The organism is Pradoshia sp. Z5_111 (assembly GCF_058267535.1).
In genome coordinates, this window is record NZ_JBZCPQ010000005.1 from 15,218 (window position 1) to 32,279 (window position 17,062).

Here is a 17,062-nt window from a genome sequence, read left to right on the forward strand (position 1 = left end):
TGTCCTTTTTTTCGTGGATCACTGAAGGGTATATCACCTCGGTCAAATGCGGAAAAGCGGCGTTTTACTTAATAAGTTAACAAGCAATCGTTTAAATGTCATAACTAGCAAGAGAATCCGTATATAACGAACTTTTTAGGAGGGTAAGGATGGGAGAATTAAAGCAGACTCCGTTGATCAGTGTGTACAGGGAGTATGGAGGAAAAACAATTGATTTTGGCGGCTGGGAATTGCCTGTCCAATTTTCAGGCATTAAACAGGAGCATGAAGCAGTACGTACAAAAGCAGGCCTCTTTGATGTATCACATATGGGCGAATTTATCGTTAAGGGTGCTGGCTCACTACCGTTTTTGCAGCTCATGATGACCAACGATGTCAGTAAGCTGAAAACGGGCCGGGCACAATATTCCGCTATGTGCTATGAGGATGGCGGAACGGTTGATGACCTGATTATTTATAAAAAAGATGAAGATGATTATTTGTTAGTTGTGAACGCATCTAATATTGATAAAGATTTTGAATGGCTAGAAAAGCATGTCAGCGAAGATGTGGAACTAAAAAATGTATCGGAACAAATAGGACAATTGGCCATACAGGGACCGCTTGCTGCTGATATTCTACAGAACCTTGTAGAAGAAGTGGATCTCGATACCATTGGTTTCTTTGCTTTTCGTGAAGATGTCATAATAAATGGCATTAGTGTACTGGTTTCAAGAACTGGCTACACCGGAGAAGATGGATTTGAATTGTACTGTAAGAGCGAAGATGCAGTGAAACTTTGGAAGGATCTTTTAGAAATCGGTAAGGATAAGGGGTTAGTTCCATGTGGACTGGGGGCAAGAGATACGCTTCGGTTTGAAGCAAAACTTCCCTTATATGGCCAAGAGCTATCACCAGAGATTTCACCTATCGAAGCAGGAATTGGGTTCGCTGTAAAAACTGATAAAGAACATTTTATTGGTAAGGAAGTTTTAAAGGGACAGAAGGAAAATGGTGCCCCTAGAAAGCTTGTCGGAATCGAAATGATTGACCGCGGTATTCCGAGACATGGGTATCCGGTTTTCGTTAAGGATGAAAAAATAGGAGAAGTGACCACTGGAACACAATCCCCAACCTTAAAGAAAAACGTAGGCCTTGTCCTGATTAATGTAGAATTCGCTAACCTTGATGAAGTAGTCGAGGTTGAGATACGGGGAAAAAGATTAAAGGCGAAAATTGTTAGTACTCCATTTTATAAACGCACTCAGGCAGGAGGAGTAAAAAAATGAAGCATCGTTATTTACCAATGACAGAGCAGGATACTGAACAGATGTTAACAGCGATTGGTGTAGAATCAATCGATGACTTATTTTCTGATATACCTGAAAAAGTAAGGTTTAAGGGTGAATACAAGCTAAAAAAAGCAAAGTCTGAATCATCACTTCTGAAAGAATTAACAGAGCTGGCCGAGAAAAATGCCAATCTCAGGACCCATAGTTCTTTTCTTGGAGCGGGAGTATATGACCATTACATGCCGGTCATCGTTGATCACGTTATCTCAAGATCAGAGTTTTATACCGCTTATACACCTTATCAACCGGAAATTTCCCAGGGAGAATTGCAGGCTATTTTTGAATATCAAACGATGATTTGTGAACTGACCGGAATGGATGTGGCGAACTCCTCCATGTATGATGGGGGAACTGCTCTGGCCGAGGCAGCCATGCTCTCAGCAGGACATACACGCCGTAAGAAGCTGCTTGTTTCAGAGGCAGTGCACCCAGAATCACGGGCTGTTTTATCCACTTATGCAAAAGGCCAATATCTTGAGCTTGAAGTTGTTCCCTGTAAAAACGGGGTAACGGATACAGAACAATTGGCGGGTATGATGACTGAAGGGGTGGCTGGTTTTATTACTCAATATCCAAACTTCTTTGGCCGAATCGAAAACTTAGCTGAAATTGAACAAATTGTTCATGAACATAAAGGAATGTTAATTGTTTCAAGTAACCCACTTTCATTGGGTGTTCTGAAACCGCCGGGTGAATTCGGTGCAGATATTGTCATTGGGGATGCACAGCCTTTTGGAATTCCGGCTGCATTTGGCGGACCTCATTGCGGATATTTCGCAGTTACTTCTAAGCTAATGAGAAAAGTACCTGGACGTTTGGTTGGCCAAACAGTTGATGAGGACGGGAAGCGCGGGTTTGTATTAACCCTGCAGGCGAGAGAACAGCATATTCGCCGCGATAAAGCGACCTCAAATATTTGCTCAAACCAGGCATTAAATGCTCTCGCAGCCTCTGTGGCAATGACTGCGTTAGGTAAGAAAGGCGTGCAGGAGATGGCGCTTCAAAATCTTCAAAAAGCGCATTATGCAAAGGAACAAGTAAAAGCAAGTGGACTTGAAATTACCTTTGAAGGACCTTCATTCAATGAGTTTGTTGTTAAGTTAAATGGTTCTGTAGCTGCAGCTAATAAAATGCTCCTCCAAAAAGGCATAATTGGTGGTTACGATTTAGCTAATGATTATCCTGCTTTAACCAATCATATGCTTGTGGCAGTGACGGAGCTGCGTACAAAAGAAGAGATTGATAGATTTGCACAGGAATTGGGGGATTTTCATGAATAAACAGGATCAGCCATTAATATTTGAACAAACCAAGCCGGGCCGTATCGGCTATTCGTTGCCGGAAATGGATGTTCCGGAGGCAGCCTTAACCGATCTTTTGCCTGAGGAGTTCATTCGAACTGAGGAACCAAAGCTGCCTGAAGTATCCGAGTTGGATATCATGCGTCATTATACGGCACTTTCGAGAAGAAACCATGGCGTTGATTCCGGTTTCTATCCGCTCGGTTCCTGTACTATGAAATATAATCCGAAAATTAATGAAAATGTTGCCCGTCTAAATGGATTTGCACATGTTCATCCCCTGCAGGACGCAGAAGCTGTACAGGGTTCATTAGAGTTAATGTATGATTTGCAGCAAAGTCTAAAGGAAATCACTGGTATGGACGAAGTCACTTTGCAACCGGCTGCGGGAGCGCATGGAGAGTGGACGGGATTAATGATGATTCGCGCCTATCATGAGTCGAATGGTGACTTTGACCGCGTAAAAGTAATTGTTCCTGATTCTGCTCATGGTACGAATCCTGCCTCAGCCACAGTTGCGGGATTGCAAACTGTTACCGTGAAGTCAGGGCCGGATGGTTTAGTTGATCTGGAAGATTTGAAGAATGTTGTAGGGAAAGATACAGCAGCTTTGATGCTTACAAATCCAAATACACTGGGACTTTTTGAAGAACAGATCATCGAGATGGCCGAAATTATTCATGATGCCGGTGGGAAACTATACTATGACGGTGCCAATCTGAATGCTGTCCTATCCAAGGCTCGACCGGGTGATATGGGATTTGACGTTGTTCATCTTAACTTGCATAAGACATTTACTGGACCACATGGCGGCGGTGGACCAGGTTCAGGGCCGGTTGGGGTTAAGAAGGAGTTAATTCCGTTCTTACCAAAACCGCTTATTGTAAAAGAAGAGAATGGCTATCAGCTTGATTACAATCGTCCGCAATCAATTGGCAGAGTAAAGCCGTACTATGGAAATTTTGGAATCAATGTCCGTGCCTATACGTATATTCGGTCTATGGGACCAGACGGATTGAAGGCAGTAACAGAGTATGCTGTCTTAAATGCAAACTATATGATGAGAAGATTGGCGGAGTATTATGATCTTCCATATGATAAGCACTGTAAGCATGAGTTTGTGATTAGCGGAAAACGTCAGAAGAAACTTGGTGTACGGGCTCTTGATATTGCCAAGAGATTGCTAGACTTTGGCTATCATCCTCCAACCATTTATTTCCCTTTGAATGTGGAAGAATGCATGATGATTGAGCCAACAGAAACAGAATCAAAAGAAACACTGGATGGCTTTATTGATGCTATGATTCAAATTGCCAGAGAAGCAGAGGAGAATCCGGAAATTGTACAGGAAGCACCGCATACAACGGTAATCAGCCGTTTGGATGAGGCACTGGCTGCTCGTAAGCCTGTATTGAGATATCAAAATTAATAAGAATACATTTTAAGCAGCTATCATGACTAGATAGCTGCTTTTTTAGAAGAATGAATAATCTGTCGTTCAGGATAGGAAGGGAAATACGATCGAAAATACATTCTGCCTTTCAAATGAAAGAATCATGCTGAGAGAAATGATTAGTAGTGACTGGGTTGATGTACATAAATACGCATCACAAGATATCGTTTGTAAGTATCAGCCATGGGGACCGAATACGAAAGAAGAATCGAAAAAATTTGTGAGCCAAGTAATCGAGGATTCAACAAAAAAAACAAGAGCAAGGTTTGTCTTCGCAATTATTTATAATGGAAATATGATTGGGGCTGGAGAACTTACTATACGAAGTTTCACTAATAAAGCTGGAGAAATTGGCTATATTGTTAATTCGGATTACTGGAGAAAAGGAGTGGCTACAGAAGTTGCGTGTTTGTTAATTGACTTTGGATTTAAGGAACTGAACCTGCATCGTATTTTTGCAACCTGTGACCCAAGAAATATAGGTTCAGCGAAGGTGTTAGAAAAAGCAGGAATGGTTAGGGAAGGCATCATTCGCGACCATTTGCTCATGAGAATGGGCTGGCGAGATTCATTATTATACAGTGTTTTAGTACATGAATGGGATAGGTAAATAGACAATTAATTCTTTTACGGGTGTGATACTCTAATAATATCGCTTTTTTATCGGGTGGGATGGCTGTCCAATAAATATTCTACTATTAAAAGGTGCCTTAAAATGACGGGAACCTGAGATTAGACTATCCTTCTAATTTCGATTAATCAGTGCAAATCAGGTATAATGGATAAAAGCATCTCTCAAGTGGAGAATCAGCTAAGTAACCGAAAAAGAGGAACATACATGACTGAACATAGCTTCAATGATTTTGACATAAGTCCCGAAATTATTCGGGCATTAAGTAAAATGAATTATTTTCAACCGACAGAGGTCCAGCAAAAGGTGATTCCAATTGCGATTGGTAATCAGGATCTTATCGTAAAAGCACAAACTGGCAGTGGGAAAACAGCTGCGTATGGAATCCCGATTTGTAATCATATAGAGTGGATCGAAAATAAACCTCAGGCACTTATCCTAACACCGACCAGAGAATTGGCTGCACAGGTGAAGGACGATTTAACGAATATTGGTCGATTTAAGCGGATTAAAGCAGCAGCTGTTTATGGAAAGCAACCATTTGCCAAGCAACAGCTGGAGCTTAAGCAAAAAAATCATATTGTCGTTGGAACACCGGGCAGAGTGTTAGATCATATTCAAAAAGGAACATTAAACGTTGGTGAACTGCGCTATCTGGTAATTGATGAAGCAGATGAAATGTTGAATATGGGCTTTATTGATCAGGTTGAAGCGATAATAAATGAATTACCTAAGGAACGAATCAGCATGTTGTTTTCAGCAACATTGCCGGATGATATTCAAAAGCTATCTAATCAATATCTAAAAGAACCAGTCTTTATTGAAATTAATAAAAAAGAGATGACGACTCAGCTGATCGAACACTCTTATTATAGGGTCAAGCATGAAAACAAAGCGGAACTGCTAAGGAAAGTTACAACGATTGAGAATGCGGATAGCTGCATTGTTTTTTGCCGCACACAGGAACAGGTAAATAATCTGTTTGATACATTGGTTAAATGGGAGTATTCATGCGGTAAAATTCATGGTGGAATGTATCAAGAGGATCGCTTTGATGTTATGAACCAATTCAAACGGGGTGAGTTTCGATATTTAATTGCCACCGATGTTGCTGCGCGCGGAATAGATATTGATAATATTACGCATGTGTTGAATTATGATTTTCCAGTGGAAAAGGAATCCTATGTACATAGGACGGGAAGAACGGGCCGTGCGGGACATACGGGAGTAGCTATTTCTTTTGTAACTCCTAGAGATGAAGAATTGTTGAGAGAGACAGAAGAATATATAGGCTTTGCTATTCCGGTAAAAGAGGAGCCAAGTGAAGCAGAAGTAGAAAAATGCAGGCCGGATTTCGATGCGAAAATGTTTGCAAATGAGATAAAGGAAGATAAAGCGACCGAATTAAACAGTGGGATAATGAAGCTGTTTTTCAATGGCGGCAAGAAAAAGAAATTGCGTGCTGTTGATTTTGTTGGAACAATCGCAAAAATTGAAGGCATAGCAGCTGAGGACATTGGAATTATCACAATTCAAGATCAGGCTACATTTGTTGAAATTTTGAATAATAAAGGTCCCGTCGTATTACAGGCGATGAAGAATAAAACTATTAAAGGAAAAAAATTAAAGGTATATGAGGCATTTGAATAATAATAGAGTGCTCACCGATCTAAAACAGCCCTTCCGAATCATTCGGCAGGGCTATTTTAATTAGAACATATCCTTTCTGATCTAACCTTCATTCTCGATAACCAAATCAGCTCGTGCTGGGGTAACTGTCTTCGAATAATATTCTTCTGCTTTCCAGTATCGATTTCGAAATTTATCAATATTCGCCTGTGTAGACTTACTTTCACGGCTGAATCTTGTTTCTCTGGAACAATTCAGGAAAATTATATAATCAAAGAATGCTCTCCATTCTTTTCTTTGCAGAAATATACCTTCAATGATGATGAGGGAAGTTGCTGGAATCTGGCACATTTGCCATTTTTGCTTATCAGTGGTGGGGTCATATGTAGGCAGGAGTATCTCAGATGCTTCCTTTAATTGATTGAAAAAATTAACTCTTAACCACTCGGTGTCCCATTGCAAAAAGTAATATTCAATCCATTCATCGTGACCAGTGTGATAACGTTTATCTTTATCTACAATAAAATCATCTATGAAAAAGGTAAAATGATAGGCTCTGTTCCTCTAGTAGCTGTTTCATTCTTTTGGTAAAAGTCGTCTTCCCGGAACGACTGAGGCCGTCAATACCAAGAATAAATCTTTGTCCTACTTTAAGTTTGGGTAATTAATTAATTAGATTTTGTATATGATCTTCCAAGTATCTAAGCCTCCTGTACTTTGAAATTGTCCTTACTTAAATAGGGTAGTTAGATTTTTCTGTTATTTATCCCAGTTAGAAATATTTTCCTTTATAATTATAGAGAAGGCAATACAAAGGGGGTAGTTACGTGGATATTGTTAGACATTATAAACAGATGCCACCCACTTTTCAAAGGTTACAGAAACTGCAGGACAATCTTGAAGAAGTCGGGTATTCTTTAGATTCACTTGGACTAATGCTGGACACGGAGGATCAAAATTATTTCGTAACACCATGCGATGTTATTACATTTGCGTCTACCGGAGCGGATGGAATTCATTTTGGTTTATTGACTGATTTTGGAGCTGTTACCGATTTGGAAGAGGCCTATGTGGTTTATGTTAGTCCTATGGATTTTGGATCAGCTGTTTTTTTGGCTGCTCGTAATTTAAAGGAATTTACGAATCTCCTTTTCACGATGAAGGATGCGATCGAAATCGGGAATTTTCTTTCAATTGAAATGGCTGATGAAGGGGAAGAAAGTGAAGACGAAGCAGAATTCGAATATGATGAAGAAGAGTTTTTACAAGAAAGGGAATATGTACTTGAAAAATTAAAGGAATCATTAAATTGTACGGTTATTCAAGATGTAAAGTCATATTATAAGAATCTATTTAAGGAGAGAAAACAGCAAATTGCTATACATACTCAAGACGGGATTGGGGTGGTTCCGATAAGTAATCAACCAATCACACATGATAAATACGAATTAGAAGAGGATGTAGAAATAGACGTTCAAGATTTACAGGCATACTTTCAGAAAGCTTCCGTAGAAAATAAACTTGCTTTTGTCAGAGATGCACAAACTCTTGGCATTATAATGGAAGATGAAGAAGTCAGGAAGTTCGTTTTAAGTGAGTTAAGGGAACTTGGATACAAGATTGAAGCAGATCGATTACAACGCAGTAATGAATCCGATTAAAGAGAAATGTTTCCTGCATAACTGATTGGGTATGGTAATAAGTAGCTTCCTTTTGTGGCAGAATGTAAACATTAATAATATCGAGTTAGAGGGAGAATAATGGATTTACTTTTATCAATTATATTGCTTTTAGTGATGCTTTTAATATCGAATATTATTAGCCACTATATTCCATCCATCCCTACGGCTTTAACTCAAATAGCTTTGGGGATTTTATTTGCTTTATTCATACAGGATCTATCATTTGAGTTAAAAGCGGAATGGTTTTTGCTCCTATTTATTGCACCACTATTATTTAATGATGGACGTCGATTTCCACGCGATGATTTATGGAAAATGCGCTGGCCAATATTGGCCAATGCATTTATTCTTGTTTTTTTAACGACTATAATTGGTGGGTATTTTATTAACTGGCTTATTCCCAGTATTCCGTTGGCCGCTGCTTTTGCTTTAGCAGCTATCCTTTCTCCAACGGATCCAGTAGCGGTGAACGGTATTGCCGAAAGGATTTACTTACCGACGATTATTTTACGTCTTGTTCGAGGCGAATCGTTGATTAATGATGCGTCTGGTTTAATTGCCTTTAATTATGCAGTTGCTGCGGTTGTAACAGGTTATTTTTCATTACAGGAGGCAGCTGCCGATTTTGTTTATGTGGTCATTGTTGGTGCGATTGCTGGTATTATCCTCGGATTATTAGCTATTCTAATCCGTTATTCACTAAGAAGACAGGGGATCCAGGATGTTACCTTTTATTCTTTGCTGCAATTTGTCACGCCATTTATTGTTTATATTGTTTCAGAAGAAGTCCTGCACGCCTCTGGTGTAATTGCTGTAGTAGCTGCAGGTATTGTTCATTCCAGTTTAAGTGAAAAGACTGGAATGAAAAGTGCGGAGGAACAGGTGGTCACTGAGAATATGTGGTCGATCATCTTGTTTGTACTCAATGGAGTGGTGTTTTTATTATTGGGCTTGAGTTTGCCTTCTTCTATGAGAGCAACGGTAGAGAATCCTCTAATCAGCAATTGGCTTGTGCTCGGTTATGTCCTGGCGATTGGTTTGGCTATCATGATTATCCGAATTGTTTGGTCCTACTGCTTCTTAAGCATGGGTTATTACATAACTAACCGCAAAGAACAATCAAAGCCCAGCTGGAAAGTGGCCCTTCTAACCGGATTGACCGGCGTACGCGGTGCAATAACGATGGCAGGTGTATTGTCAATGCCATACTTTGTAGCAACTGGAGATTTATTTCCTGAACGTTCTCTAATTGTATTTATAGCAGGCGGTGTTATTTTATTTACTCTTTTAGCTGCGACTATTCTATTGCCTTTGATCAGTAAAAAAGCCATTGAACCAGAGAGTGATGAAGAGAAAGAGTTTTTAGATGCTCAGATGAAATTAAAGATATTGAGGACTGCCATAAAGCGGATTGAAGAAGAACTAGAGCCGGAGAATCAATCCGCTGGTTATGAGTTAATTGGTGAATATAAAAAGATGATTGAGCAAATTCGCTATGAAAATAAGGATTTAGAATTTATTAAGGTATCGCAAAAAGAGAGAATAGAGGCTCGCTTAGTTGGTTTAAGAGCAGAAAGACATTATATCCAGGAGGCTGCTGCTGATGGTTCTGTAAGTGAAGAGATCGTGAAAAGACTCGAGAAGTCCTTGGATATAAGAGAAAATTTACTCACAGAGAATTTCATGTCCAAAATAACGACTCTTTTTGGTCAATTATATAGGAAGTATAAGCAATATAAGCGTGTGATAACCAAGGAAAACGAAAAGACAGCAGTCTTGTTAAATGATATGCGAGATATTCAGATTCAGGCGACAAAAGCTGCCATTGAAAGTCTAGAAAAATATGTGGAGGAAACGAACAATTCACATGTTTCATCGATCATTTATGAGTATCAAAGAATTATTGATAAACTGAAGCAACCAAATAATGCCCGTTCAAATAATAGTATGAAGGATCAGCAAAAAGAAGAATTACGTTTCAAAGCTATTGAAGCTGAACGAGCTGACATTCAGCGAATGTATGAAGAAGGCCAAATAAATCGTGAACTGGCTCAGGATTTACGTCGATTTGTGAATTATGTGGAGAGTGTTATGCTTCAGGAAATTGAGGAATAGGCTTGGCAGGTGTTCTACTAAAGGGAGAGGTTCTTTTCTAAAAAAATGCTCAGAAACGTCAGTCCTTTTGATATCGTAAATGATATAAAATAAAGAAAACTCGCTCATAAAAATGGCGAGTTTTCTTTTGTTGTAAATACCCCATTCTTCTTTAACTAAAGTCCATAGTTGGAGAAGGAAGTTACTCTGTTTTTAGTTTAGTGTACAATTGTGATATTTATTTTGGGACGATACCTAGCAACCTTCTACCTATAAGCCATATTGCAACACCAGTTCCCCATAAGATTAAGGCAGAGCCAAATCCTACTACAGACATAAACGCATTGATTTGTTGTTCTCCCAGTGTGACTTTCTCAGGTACAAACAGTAATGTAATAATAGCAAGTAAACAAAGGAGTGTACCTGTAAAATAATAGAGTCTGACTTGGAAAAGAGAGGCCAATGGGAGAAAATGAGCACCGACAATAATAGCGATAACGACAGGTATAAGTTCGGAGTGATTAGTAGCGTTACTGACAGCAATCGTAATTGCTATAGCCAAACCCTCTGTCGCAAAAATAATGTTAAACCAAAACCTTGTACGCTTTCCACGCCCTAAGTCTGCTTTTGAAACCTGATTTGTCACTTCTCGAGATGCGCGCATTAATGAAACACCGCCGATGAACAGCACCATACCTATGGTAACAGCTACACCAATCAATAATTGAACTCCCCATCCTTGTAGTCCCATAATCCCTGTGTATGCCCATAGAGTACCGAAAAAAGCCATAAAAAATACACCAGATGCAGTTCCTCGTACTACAGCACCAGGAATAGCTTTTGACGTTTGTGTCACAAATAAGAACCTCCATTCAAAATATGTGTTCATTACAACCGCATATTATCCTACATTGTTATTTGGTTTAGTCCATTCGGAAAAATCCTATATTCCTTGTTATAGTTATATTCATTTAGGCAATTTACAGAACTATTCTGGTCCTTAGTTGAATAAGAAGGATAATACTGGAAGTTAAAGTGACAATAAAATTGACAACAATAATGGCAGTGCATTTTAACAGTGCCGTTATTGTCCAATATAAAATATAATGTCAATTGCTATGTCAAAAACGATAAAATAGGCTAAAAACATTAATAAATAAGGAAAATGACGTATGACGATTCATACGTCATTTCTAGTGTCATTACTCAAAAAGCACATCAAAACGGAATCTATTAGCGTTCTACCTGTGAGCTTTTTTTGTTTACCATTTTAAGGTAAAGGGAAATGTGAGTATAAGCTTTCACATAAAATACAATTTTGGTCAAATATACCACTATGTAAAATGATAAAATTTAGAAGAATGAAACGGAGGAGGCAACCAACATGAAAGTATTTATGATTGGCGGTACGGGCTTATTAGGAGCTGAAGGAGCAAGGGTATTAATTGAACAAGGGCATGAAGTGGCAACATTGTCACTGCCACCCATCCCTGAAGGCAGTAACCTTCCTGAAGAAATGGAGATAACTTTGGGAAATTATTTAACATTGACAGATGATGAGATTCGTAAATATTTAACAGGCTGTGACGGATTTGTTTTTGCGGCAGGTGTAGATGAAAGAATAGAGGCACCATCACCAATCTATTCATTTTTTGAAAAATATAATATTACACCATTAGAACGGCTCTTAAGAATAGCAAAGGAATGCGGTGTCAAACATTCAGTTGTACTGGGTTCATATTTTGCTTATTTTAATAGAGAACTACCCGAGTATGAACTGACTAAGCACCATCCATATATAAGAAGCCGTGTAGATCAGGCTAATATGGCTTTATCCTTCGGGGATGATGATATGAGTGTAGCCGTTTTGGAGGTTCCATATGTCTTTGGAAGCCAGCAGGGACGTAAGCCTGTTTGGGTGTTCCTTGTTGAACAGATTCAAAATATGAGAGAAGCTGTCATGTATCCTGAAGGAGGAACAACCATGGTGACAGCGAAGCAGATCGGGGAGTGCATTTCTGGTGCCTTAATATATGGGAAGACAGGTAATTACCCGGTCGGCTATTATAATATGGAGTGGAAAGAAATGCTGACCATCTTCCATAAATACATGGGAACACCAGATAAAGAAATCATAACAATTCCTGCCTCTAATTATATTGAAGCGATGAAGGCGAAAGCAGAAAAACAAAAGAGTACGGGAATAGAACAGGGATTGGATACGGCTGAATTTGCAAAAATCTTTACTAAAAATCTTTTCATTGATAAAAAGACAATTGTTGACCACTTTGGTGTACAACCAGATGATATAGAAAAGGCCATCGGAGAATCAGTTCAGTTAAGTCTGGATATATTGGAAGGAAAAAAAGCAGTTGATATGAAAGCTGAATAAATCTACATGAGAGAAAAATATATATAAAGGAAGGGTAGCTTTGTATCCTTCCTTTTTGTTATGAAAAAGTTAATGGGTCACTATAAAGAACCTTAACAAAAGGCTGTTTCGTAAAGATTGTGGTTTTCGTATGGAAGGGAAAGTTGGTAAGGTTCATATGATATAGTTCAGCCAGAACTTTCTGGTTGAACTTTTATAAGGTATCAGTATCCAGGGTAGGATATACGCGATGTGGGATTGATATGGATTTCCTCCGCTGACTGTTACCCCCTACTTTTATATAGATATATATAGGGCTAGGTGAACTGAGATCTTGTATAAAAAATGAAGCTATATGCTACTTGGAGGGAGTGTAAAGAACGAACTTAGTTGGTTGCAGATAGCATTAATAAATTATTGGAGGATTAGTTAAAGAAGAAGTGAAATTTACAATAAAGAAAACACGCCGTTTTAAGGCGTGTTTTTTTATCTTTATGCCATTTATGATATCAAAAAGGCTATTACTACAGAGTATTTTTAGAAGAGACCTCAAAACGTAAACCTTTGTATTTATTTTGAATGCCTCTTCTTTGATTTTCCCTCTTTATTACTATATGGAAATAATATCTAGATTGAGTTCGGATTGCAAAGTGGTAAATAAGAATATGAGCAATTATAAAAGCCTATTTGTTTTCAATATTAATTACAAAAATAGAAGGAGGAAGAAAGATGGCTTTGTTGGTTGGACTGTTATTAATATCTTTTCTGGGTCTAATCGTGGGTTTGAAGGATCCAAACGTTGTTCTTTCATGGCTTCCTGAAACTAAAAGAAATAAGTCATATGTGTGGCGGGTTTTTGGGGGCGCAATAGCAGTATCTTTTATTGGGATACTGTCACCTTCAGTAATTGATAGTTTGCTTCTTATCCTATTTCTAGTATCTATCACAGCTTTATTTGTGGGCTTAATTAAACCGAGCTATGTTTTGAAGAGAGCTCCTGAAGCCAAAAGGACTAAATTGCATGTAGTAATGATTTTTGGCGCTGCAGCGATACTATGTATTACTTTAAGTTCAATAATTGCTCCATTAGAAGAGTTTGCTGGTAGTAGCGCACAGGTAGAGCAACAGCAAGAAGTAGGAACGGTTAAAGCAGTGGAAGAAAAAACTAAAGCGAAGGAAGAAGCAGAGGCTGAGGCGAAGGCGGAAGCAGAGGCTGAGGCGAAGGCGGAAGCAGAGGCTAAGGCAAAGGCGGAAGTAGAGGCTAAGGCAAAGGCGGAAGCGGAGGCTAAGGCAAAGGAAGAAGCGGAGGCTAAGGCAAAGGAAGAAGCAGAGGCTAAGGCAAAGGCGGAAGCGGAGGCTAAGGCAAAGGAAGAAGCAGAGGCTAAGGCAAAGGAAGAAGCAGAGGCTAAGGCAAAGGCGGAAGCAGAAGCTAAGGCAAAGGCGGAAGCGGAGGCTAAGAAAAAAGAGGAGACACAGTTCTCAGGGTACAAACTTATCAAAGTTGATGGTGGCGATTTATCTGGTTATCGTGAACCTAATGTTGTTGTGGATATCGGCTATGGGAATCGTAAATATTGGGCGTTTACTAATGAATACGGGCAACTAGTACGTGTCATTGCGGACGAGATTATTCTACAAGATGACAGTAGCGAGCCTGTAACATCGTCTGGTAGATACTACTCTGATGAGGCAAAAGTTCCGGGTGTTGAAAGTGATAATTTTGATGAAGGACATATCATAGCGGACTCTTTAGGAGGGGTATCGAATGCTTATAATATTACCCCACAAGAAAGCACATTGAACAGGTATGGTGACCAAGCATACATGGAAAAAGTGATTCGTGATGCAGGTGGTGCGACAAATTTTGAAGCAATTATCACCTATCCGAATACAAAAACACAGGTTCCTTCAAGCTATAAGTATACGTATACCATCAAGGGCAATAAAGTTGTTGATAAATTTGACAATGTTAACCCGGATGAAGTAAACAAATCACTTGGTTTAACAGAAAGCAAGTCTTCTAAATCAACCAGTTCAAGTAAAAACCCAACCAGTTCAAGTAAAAACTCAACCAGTTCAAATAGAGGCGGAAACATTTCTAGTGTCGATACGAACGGTAATGGTGAAGTGACGATTAAAGAAGCAAAAGATGCAGGTTTTAGTATGCCTATAACGAGTGACCATTGGTTGTATCCTTATATGCGTGATAACGATGGTGATGGGATGGTAGGTGAGTAGGCATCTAGACTATAGGAATAAAAGCCCTCCTAGTCAATAGGAGGGTTCTGTCTGTGATAAAAATTACTTAAACTGAAAGAGCGTTAGTCCAATAACAAAAAAGCTAATTCCTTTTTGGTGGGGCTATTTTTATATTAAAAACATAATAACTAGCTAGAATCTTTACGAACAGTAAAATGATTCTTAACCCTTTCCAATCAACGCATTAGTTTGCCAGGTAACCGTTTAATCCCTTCGGTACAAATAATACTTCCTAAAACACCAACTAAAACGCTGGATGAAATAATTTTAAATGCATAATAAATACCTGTGCCTGTTATAAAATCTAGTACTAAAAATTTTTTAATGGTAGACCACCTAATCGTATAGAAAACAACTTGATTATGTGTATTCATATTCTTCAATCACACCCAAATCAATTTTTCCTAAGATATGAATATATAAGGTTGTCTAATTCCACTAACCTGCAATGTGAATAAGAATGGGCAACGTTAGATTTTTTAAGTAGTTATATATTTAACAGGGATATCTATGCGAATGAAAGTATTGATTTTTCGAGGAAATGCTACCATTAATAGGAGTAGCCAGAAGTGAAGCCGAAAAGTAGGTAAATCAGTAAAAAGCCATGAGGAAAATTACTCATGGCATACATTTACAAGATATTAATGCTGTTTATTAGGAAGTTTTTTGCTTGGACGTCCGTATCCTTGTTTAGCTTGGTTCTTTTCAGCCTTTTGTTGCTTTTCATGCAAATTTTCTACAAATTCATGAGTGCTTTCTTCTTTCATATATTTCATCCTCCCTCTTATGGATTTATAGTTATTTTCTCAATCTTAATGGAATTCATGCATGATGAAAATAGATTATAATAGAGGAAATGAAAATAAGGGTTATGGAGGAATTAGATGACCGGTAAAGTAGGATTAGTAATTGGGGCAACCGGATTAGTTGGTAGAGAATTGGTGACAACACTTTTGGATTCAAATGAATTTGCGAAGGTAATTGTATGGGTAAGGACAAGCATGGGTATTCAACATTCAAAGCTTAGAGAGAGTTTTCCAGATTTTGAACAACTGGATCGGGAACCACTACCAAGTGATGTCGATTGTATTTTCTGCTGTTTGGGTACAACCATTAAGAAAGCAAAGACAAAAGAAGCCTTTAGGAAAGTCGATTATACATACCCTTTGATGCTTGCAGAGAATGCTAAACAGCACCATGTTCGTCAATTCTTAATTATTTCTGCAATGGGTGCTGATGAAAAATCCCATGTATTTTACAGCAAAACAAAAGGGCAACTGGAGACTGCATTAAAACAGCTTCAATTAAACAGTCTGACCATTTTTAGGCCATCACTTTTATTGGGGGATAGGCAGGAATTCAGACTGGGAGAGGGATTGGCAGCTTCAGTAAGTAAAGTTTGCCCGTTTGTATTCAAAGGGCCTCTTAAGAAATATAAGCCAGTACAAGGAAAAGTGCTAGCACAGGCTATGTATATCTGTACGCTGCAGGATAATAAGGGCATAAATTTGGTTGCTTCCTATGAGATAGAGCAGATTGCCAAGCATTCCAATTAATGATAAAAGTCTAAAAAATCCTCATCCTTACAGTATTTGATTGGTTAATGTATAATAGAAATTACTATTAGTAAACAGAGGTTACAAAATGAAAAACAATGAAGAACTTATCAATCAACTGGGATTGCAAGATAAAATCACATTAGAGGATATACCAGACATTGATTTATATATGGATCAAGTCATTCAATTATTCGAGAGTAAATTCAAAATGTCTAAGCGGAATGATGATGAAAAAGTTTTAACTAAGACGATGATCAATAATTATGCCAAGGGTAAAGTATTTTTTCCTATTAAAAATAAAAAATATTCCAAGCGGCATTTAATAGTAATCAGCTTGATTTATCAGTTAAAAGGGACATTGTCTATAAGTGACATTAAAACGATTCTTGGACCTTTGAACACTAAGATAGTAGAGGAAGACTTGCAGCTTGATGAACTATATTCCAGCTTTCTGCGCCTGACTGATCATAATGCTCATAAATTTAAAGAAGACATTCTGGAGAGTATCTCTGAGGCAAAAGAAGAAGGGGTACATTTAGGTGGCAATCTGGATGAGTTCAATGGCGATGTTGAATATTTTGAGAAATTATTAATGATTGCTTCCCTTTCTCATATGAGCCAGCTATATAAAAAAGCAGCAGAGAATCTGGTAGATGAATTTAACAGCGAATTTAACAGTAGTAATAAAACGAAATCTTAAAAAATATCCATTTAATTATAAAGAGCCAAGTGCATCCTGCATTGGCTCTTTG

13 protein-coding genes and 1 pseudogene are annotated in these 17,062 nt (G+C 38.4%); 11 read left to right on the forward strand and 3 right to left on the reverse strand.

Features of this window, described 5'->3' with window-relative positions; translation table 11 throughout:
- Positions 1-149 precede the first annotated feature (149 nt).
- From gcvT to AC4D4A_RS11565, 5 genes are all read left to right on the forward strand, one after another.
- Positions 150-1,268 carry a glycine cleavage system aminomethyltransferase GcvT gene (gene gcvT, locus AC4D4A_RS11545; protein ID WP_490996044.1) on the forward strand — a complete coding sequence of 373 codons (1,119 nt, stop codon included), beginning with the start codon at positions 150-152 and terminating at the stop codon, positions 1,266-1,268.
- Positions 1,265-2,611, forward strand: a complete 1,347-nt coding sequence (gene gcvPA / locus AC4D4A_RS11550; RefSeq protein ID WP_490996045.1) for an aminomethyl-transferring glycine dehydrogenase subunit GcvPA — start codon at positions 1,265-1,267, stop codon at positions 2,609-2,611. The genes gcvT and gcvPA overlap by 4 nt, the downstream gene beginning before the upstream one ends.
- Positions 2,604-4,061: an aminomethyl-transferring glycine dehydrogenase subunit GcvPB gene (gcvPB, locus tag AC4D4A_RS11555; protein ID WP_490996046.1), complete on the forward strand. Its 1,458-nt coding sequence runs from the start codon at positions 2,604-2,606 to the stop codon at positions 4,059-4,061. The genes gcvPA and gcvPB overlap by 8 nt, the downstream gene beginning before the upstream one ends.
- A gap of 127 nt (positions 4,062-4,188) precedes the next feature.
- Positions 4,189-4,695, forward strand: a complete 507-nt coding sequence (locus tag AC4D4A_RS11560) for a GNAT family N-acetyltransferase (RefSeq protein ID WP_490996047.1) — start codon at positions 4,189-4,191, stop codon at positions 4,693-4,695.
- A gap of 228 nt (positions 4,696-4,923) precedes the next feature.
- Entirely contained in the window at positions 4,924-6,366 is a 1,443-nt protein-coding gene (locus AC4D4A_RS11565) for a DEAD/DEAH box helicase (RefSeq protein WP_490996048.1), read from the forward strand.
- Between the two features lie 81 nt (positions 6,367-6,447).
- On the opposite strand, the pseudogene AC4D4A_RS11570 reads toward AC4D4A_RS11565, so the two are convergent.
- Positions 6,448-6,979 (reverse strand): annotated as a pseudogene (locus tag AC4D4A_RS11570) (kinase).
- Between the two features lie 193 nt (positions 6,980-7,172).
- Between AC4D4A_RS11570 and AC4D4A_RS11575 the strand changes: the two are divergent.
- On the forward strand, positions 7,173-8,006 hold the full coding sequence (locus tag AC4D4A_RS11575; protein WP_490996049.1) for a hypothetical protein: 834 nt from the start codon (positions 7,173-7,175) through the stop codon (positions 8,004-8,006).
- Positions 8,007-8,105: 99 nt separating this feature from the next.
- Positions 8,106-10,142, forward strand: a complete 2,037-nt coding sequence (locus tag AC4D4A_RS11580; protein ID WP_490996050.1) for a Na+/H+ antiporter — start codon at positions 8,106-8,108, stop codon at positions 10,140-10,142.
- Between the two features lie 217 nt (positions 10,143-10,359).
- Here AC4D4A_RS11580 and AC4D4A_RS11585 read toward each other — a convergent pair whose 3' ends face one another.
- Complete coding sequence (locus tag AC4D4A_RS11585; RefSeq protein WP_490996051.1) at positions 10,360-10,977, reverse strand: DUF7010 family protein; 618 nt, start codon at positions 10,975-10,977, stop codon at positions 10,360-10,362.
- Positions 10,978-11,505: 528 nt separating this feature from the next.
- Here AC4D4A_RS11585 and AC4D4A_RS11590 point away from each other — a divergent pair.
- On the forward strand, positions 11,506-12,513 hold the full coding sequence (locus AC4D4A_RS11590) for an NAD-dependent epimerase/dehydratase family protein (RefSeq protein ID WP_490996052.1): 1,008 nt from the start codon (positions 11,506-11,508) through the stop codon (positions 12,511-12,513).
- Positions 12,514-13,644: 1,131 nt separating this feature from the next.
- Positions 13,645-14,730: a DNA/RNA non-specific endonuclease gene (locus AC4D4A_RS11595; RefSeq protein ID WP_490996319.1), complete on the forward strand. Its 1,086-nt coding sequence runs from the start codon at positions 13,645-13,647 to the stop codon at positions 14,728-14,730.
- A 662-nt stretch (positions 14,731-15,392) separates the two neighbouring features.
- Here AC4D4A_RS11595 and AC4D4A_RS11600 read toward each other — a convergent pair.
- Entirely contained in the window at positions 15,393-15,518 is a 126-nt protein-coding gene (locus AC4D4A_RS11600) for a DUF4023 domain-containing protein (protein WP_077248062.1), read from the reverse strand.
- Positions 15,519-15,635: 117 nt separating this feature from the next.
- On the opposite strand from AC4D4A_RS11600, the gene AC4D4A_RS11605 reads away from it, so the two are divergent.
- Positions 15,636-16,307, forward strand: coding sequence for an NAD(P)H-binding protein (locus AC4D4A_RS11605; protein ID WP_490996053.1), 672 nt, complete (start codon positions 15,636-15,638; stop codon positions 16,305-16,307).
- 88 nt (positions 16,308-16,395) lie between these two features.
- Entirely contained in the window at positions 16,396-17,010 is a 615-nt protein-coding gene (locus AC4D4A_RS11610; RefSeq protein WP_490996054.1) for a DUF1836 domain-containing protein, read from the forward strand.
- Positions 17,011-17,062: the final 52 nt, after the last annotated feature.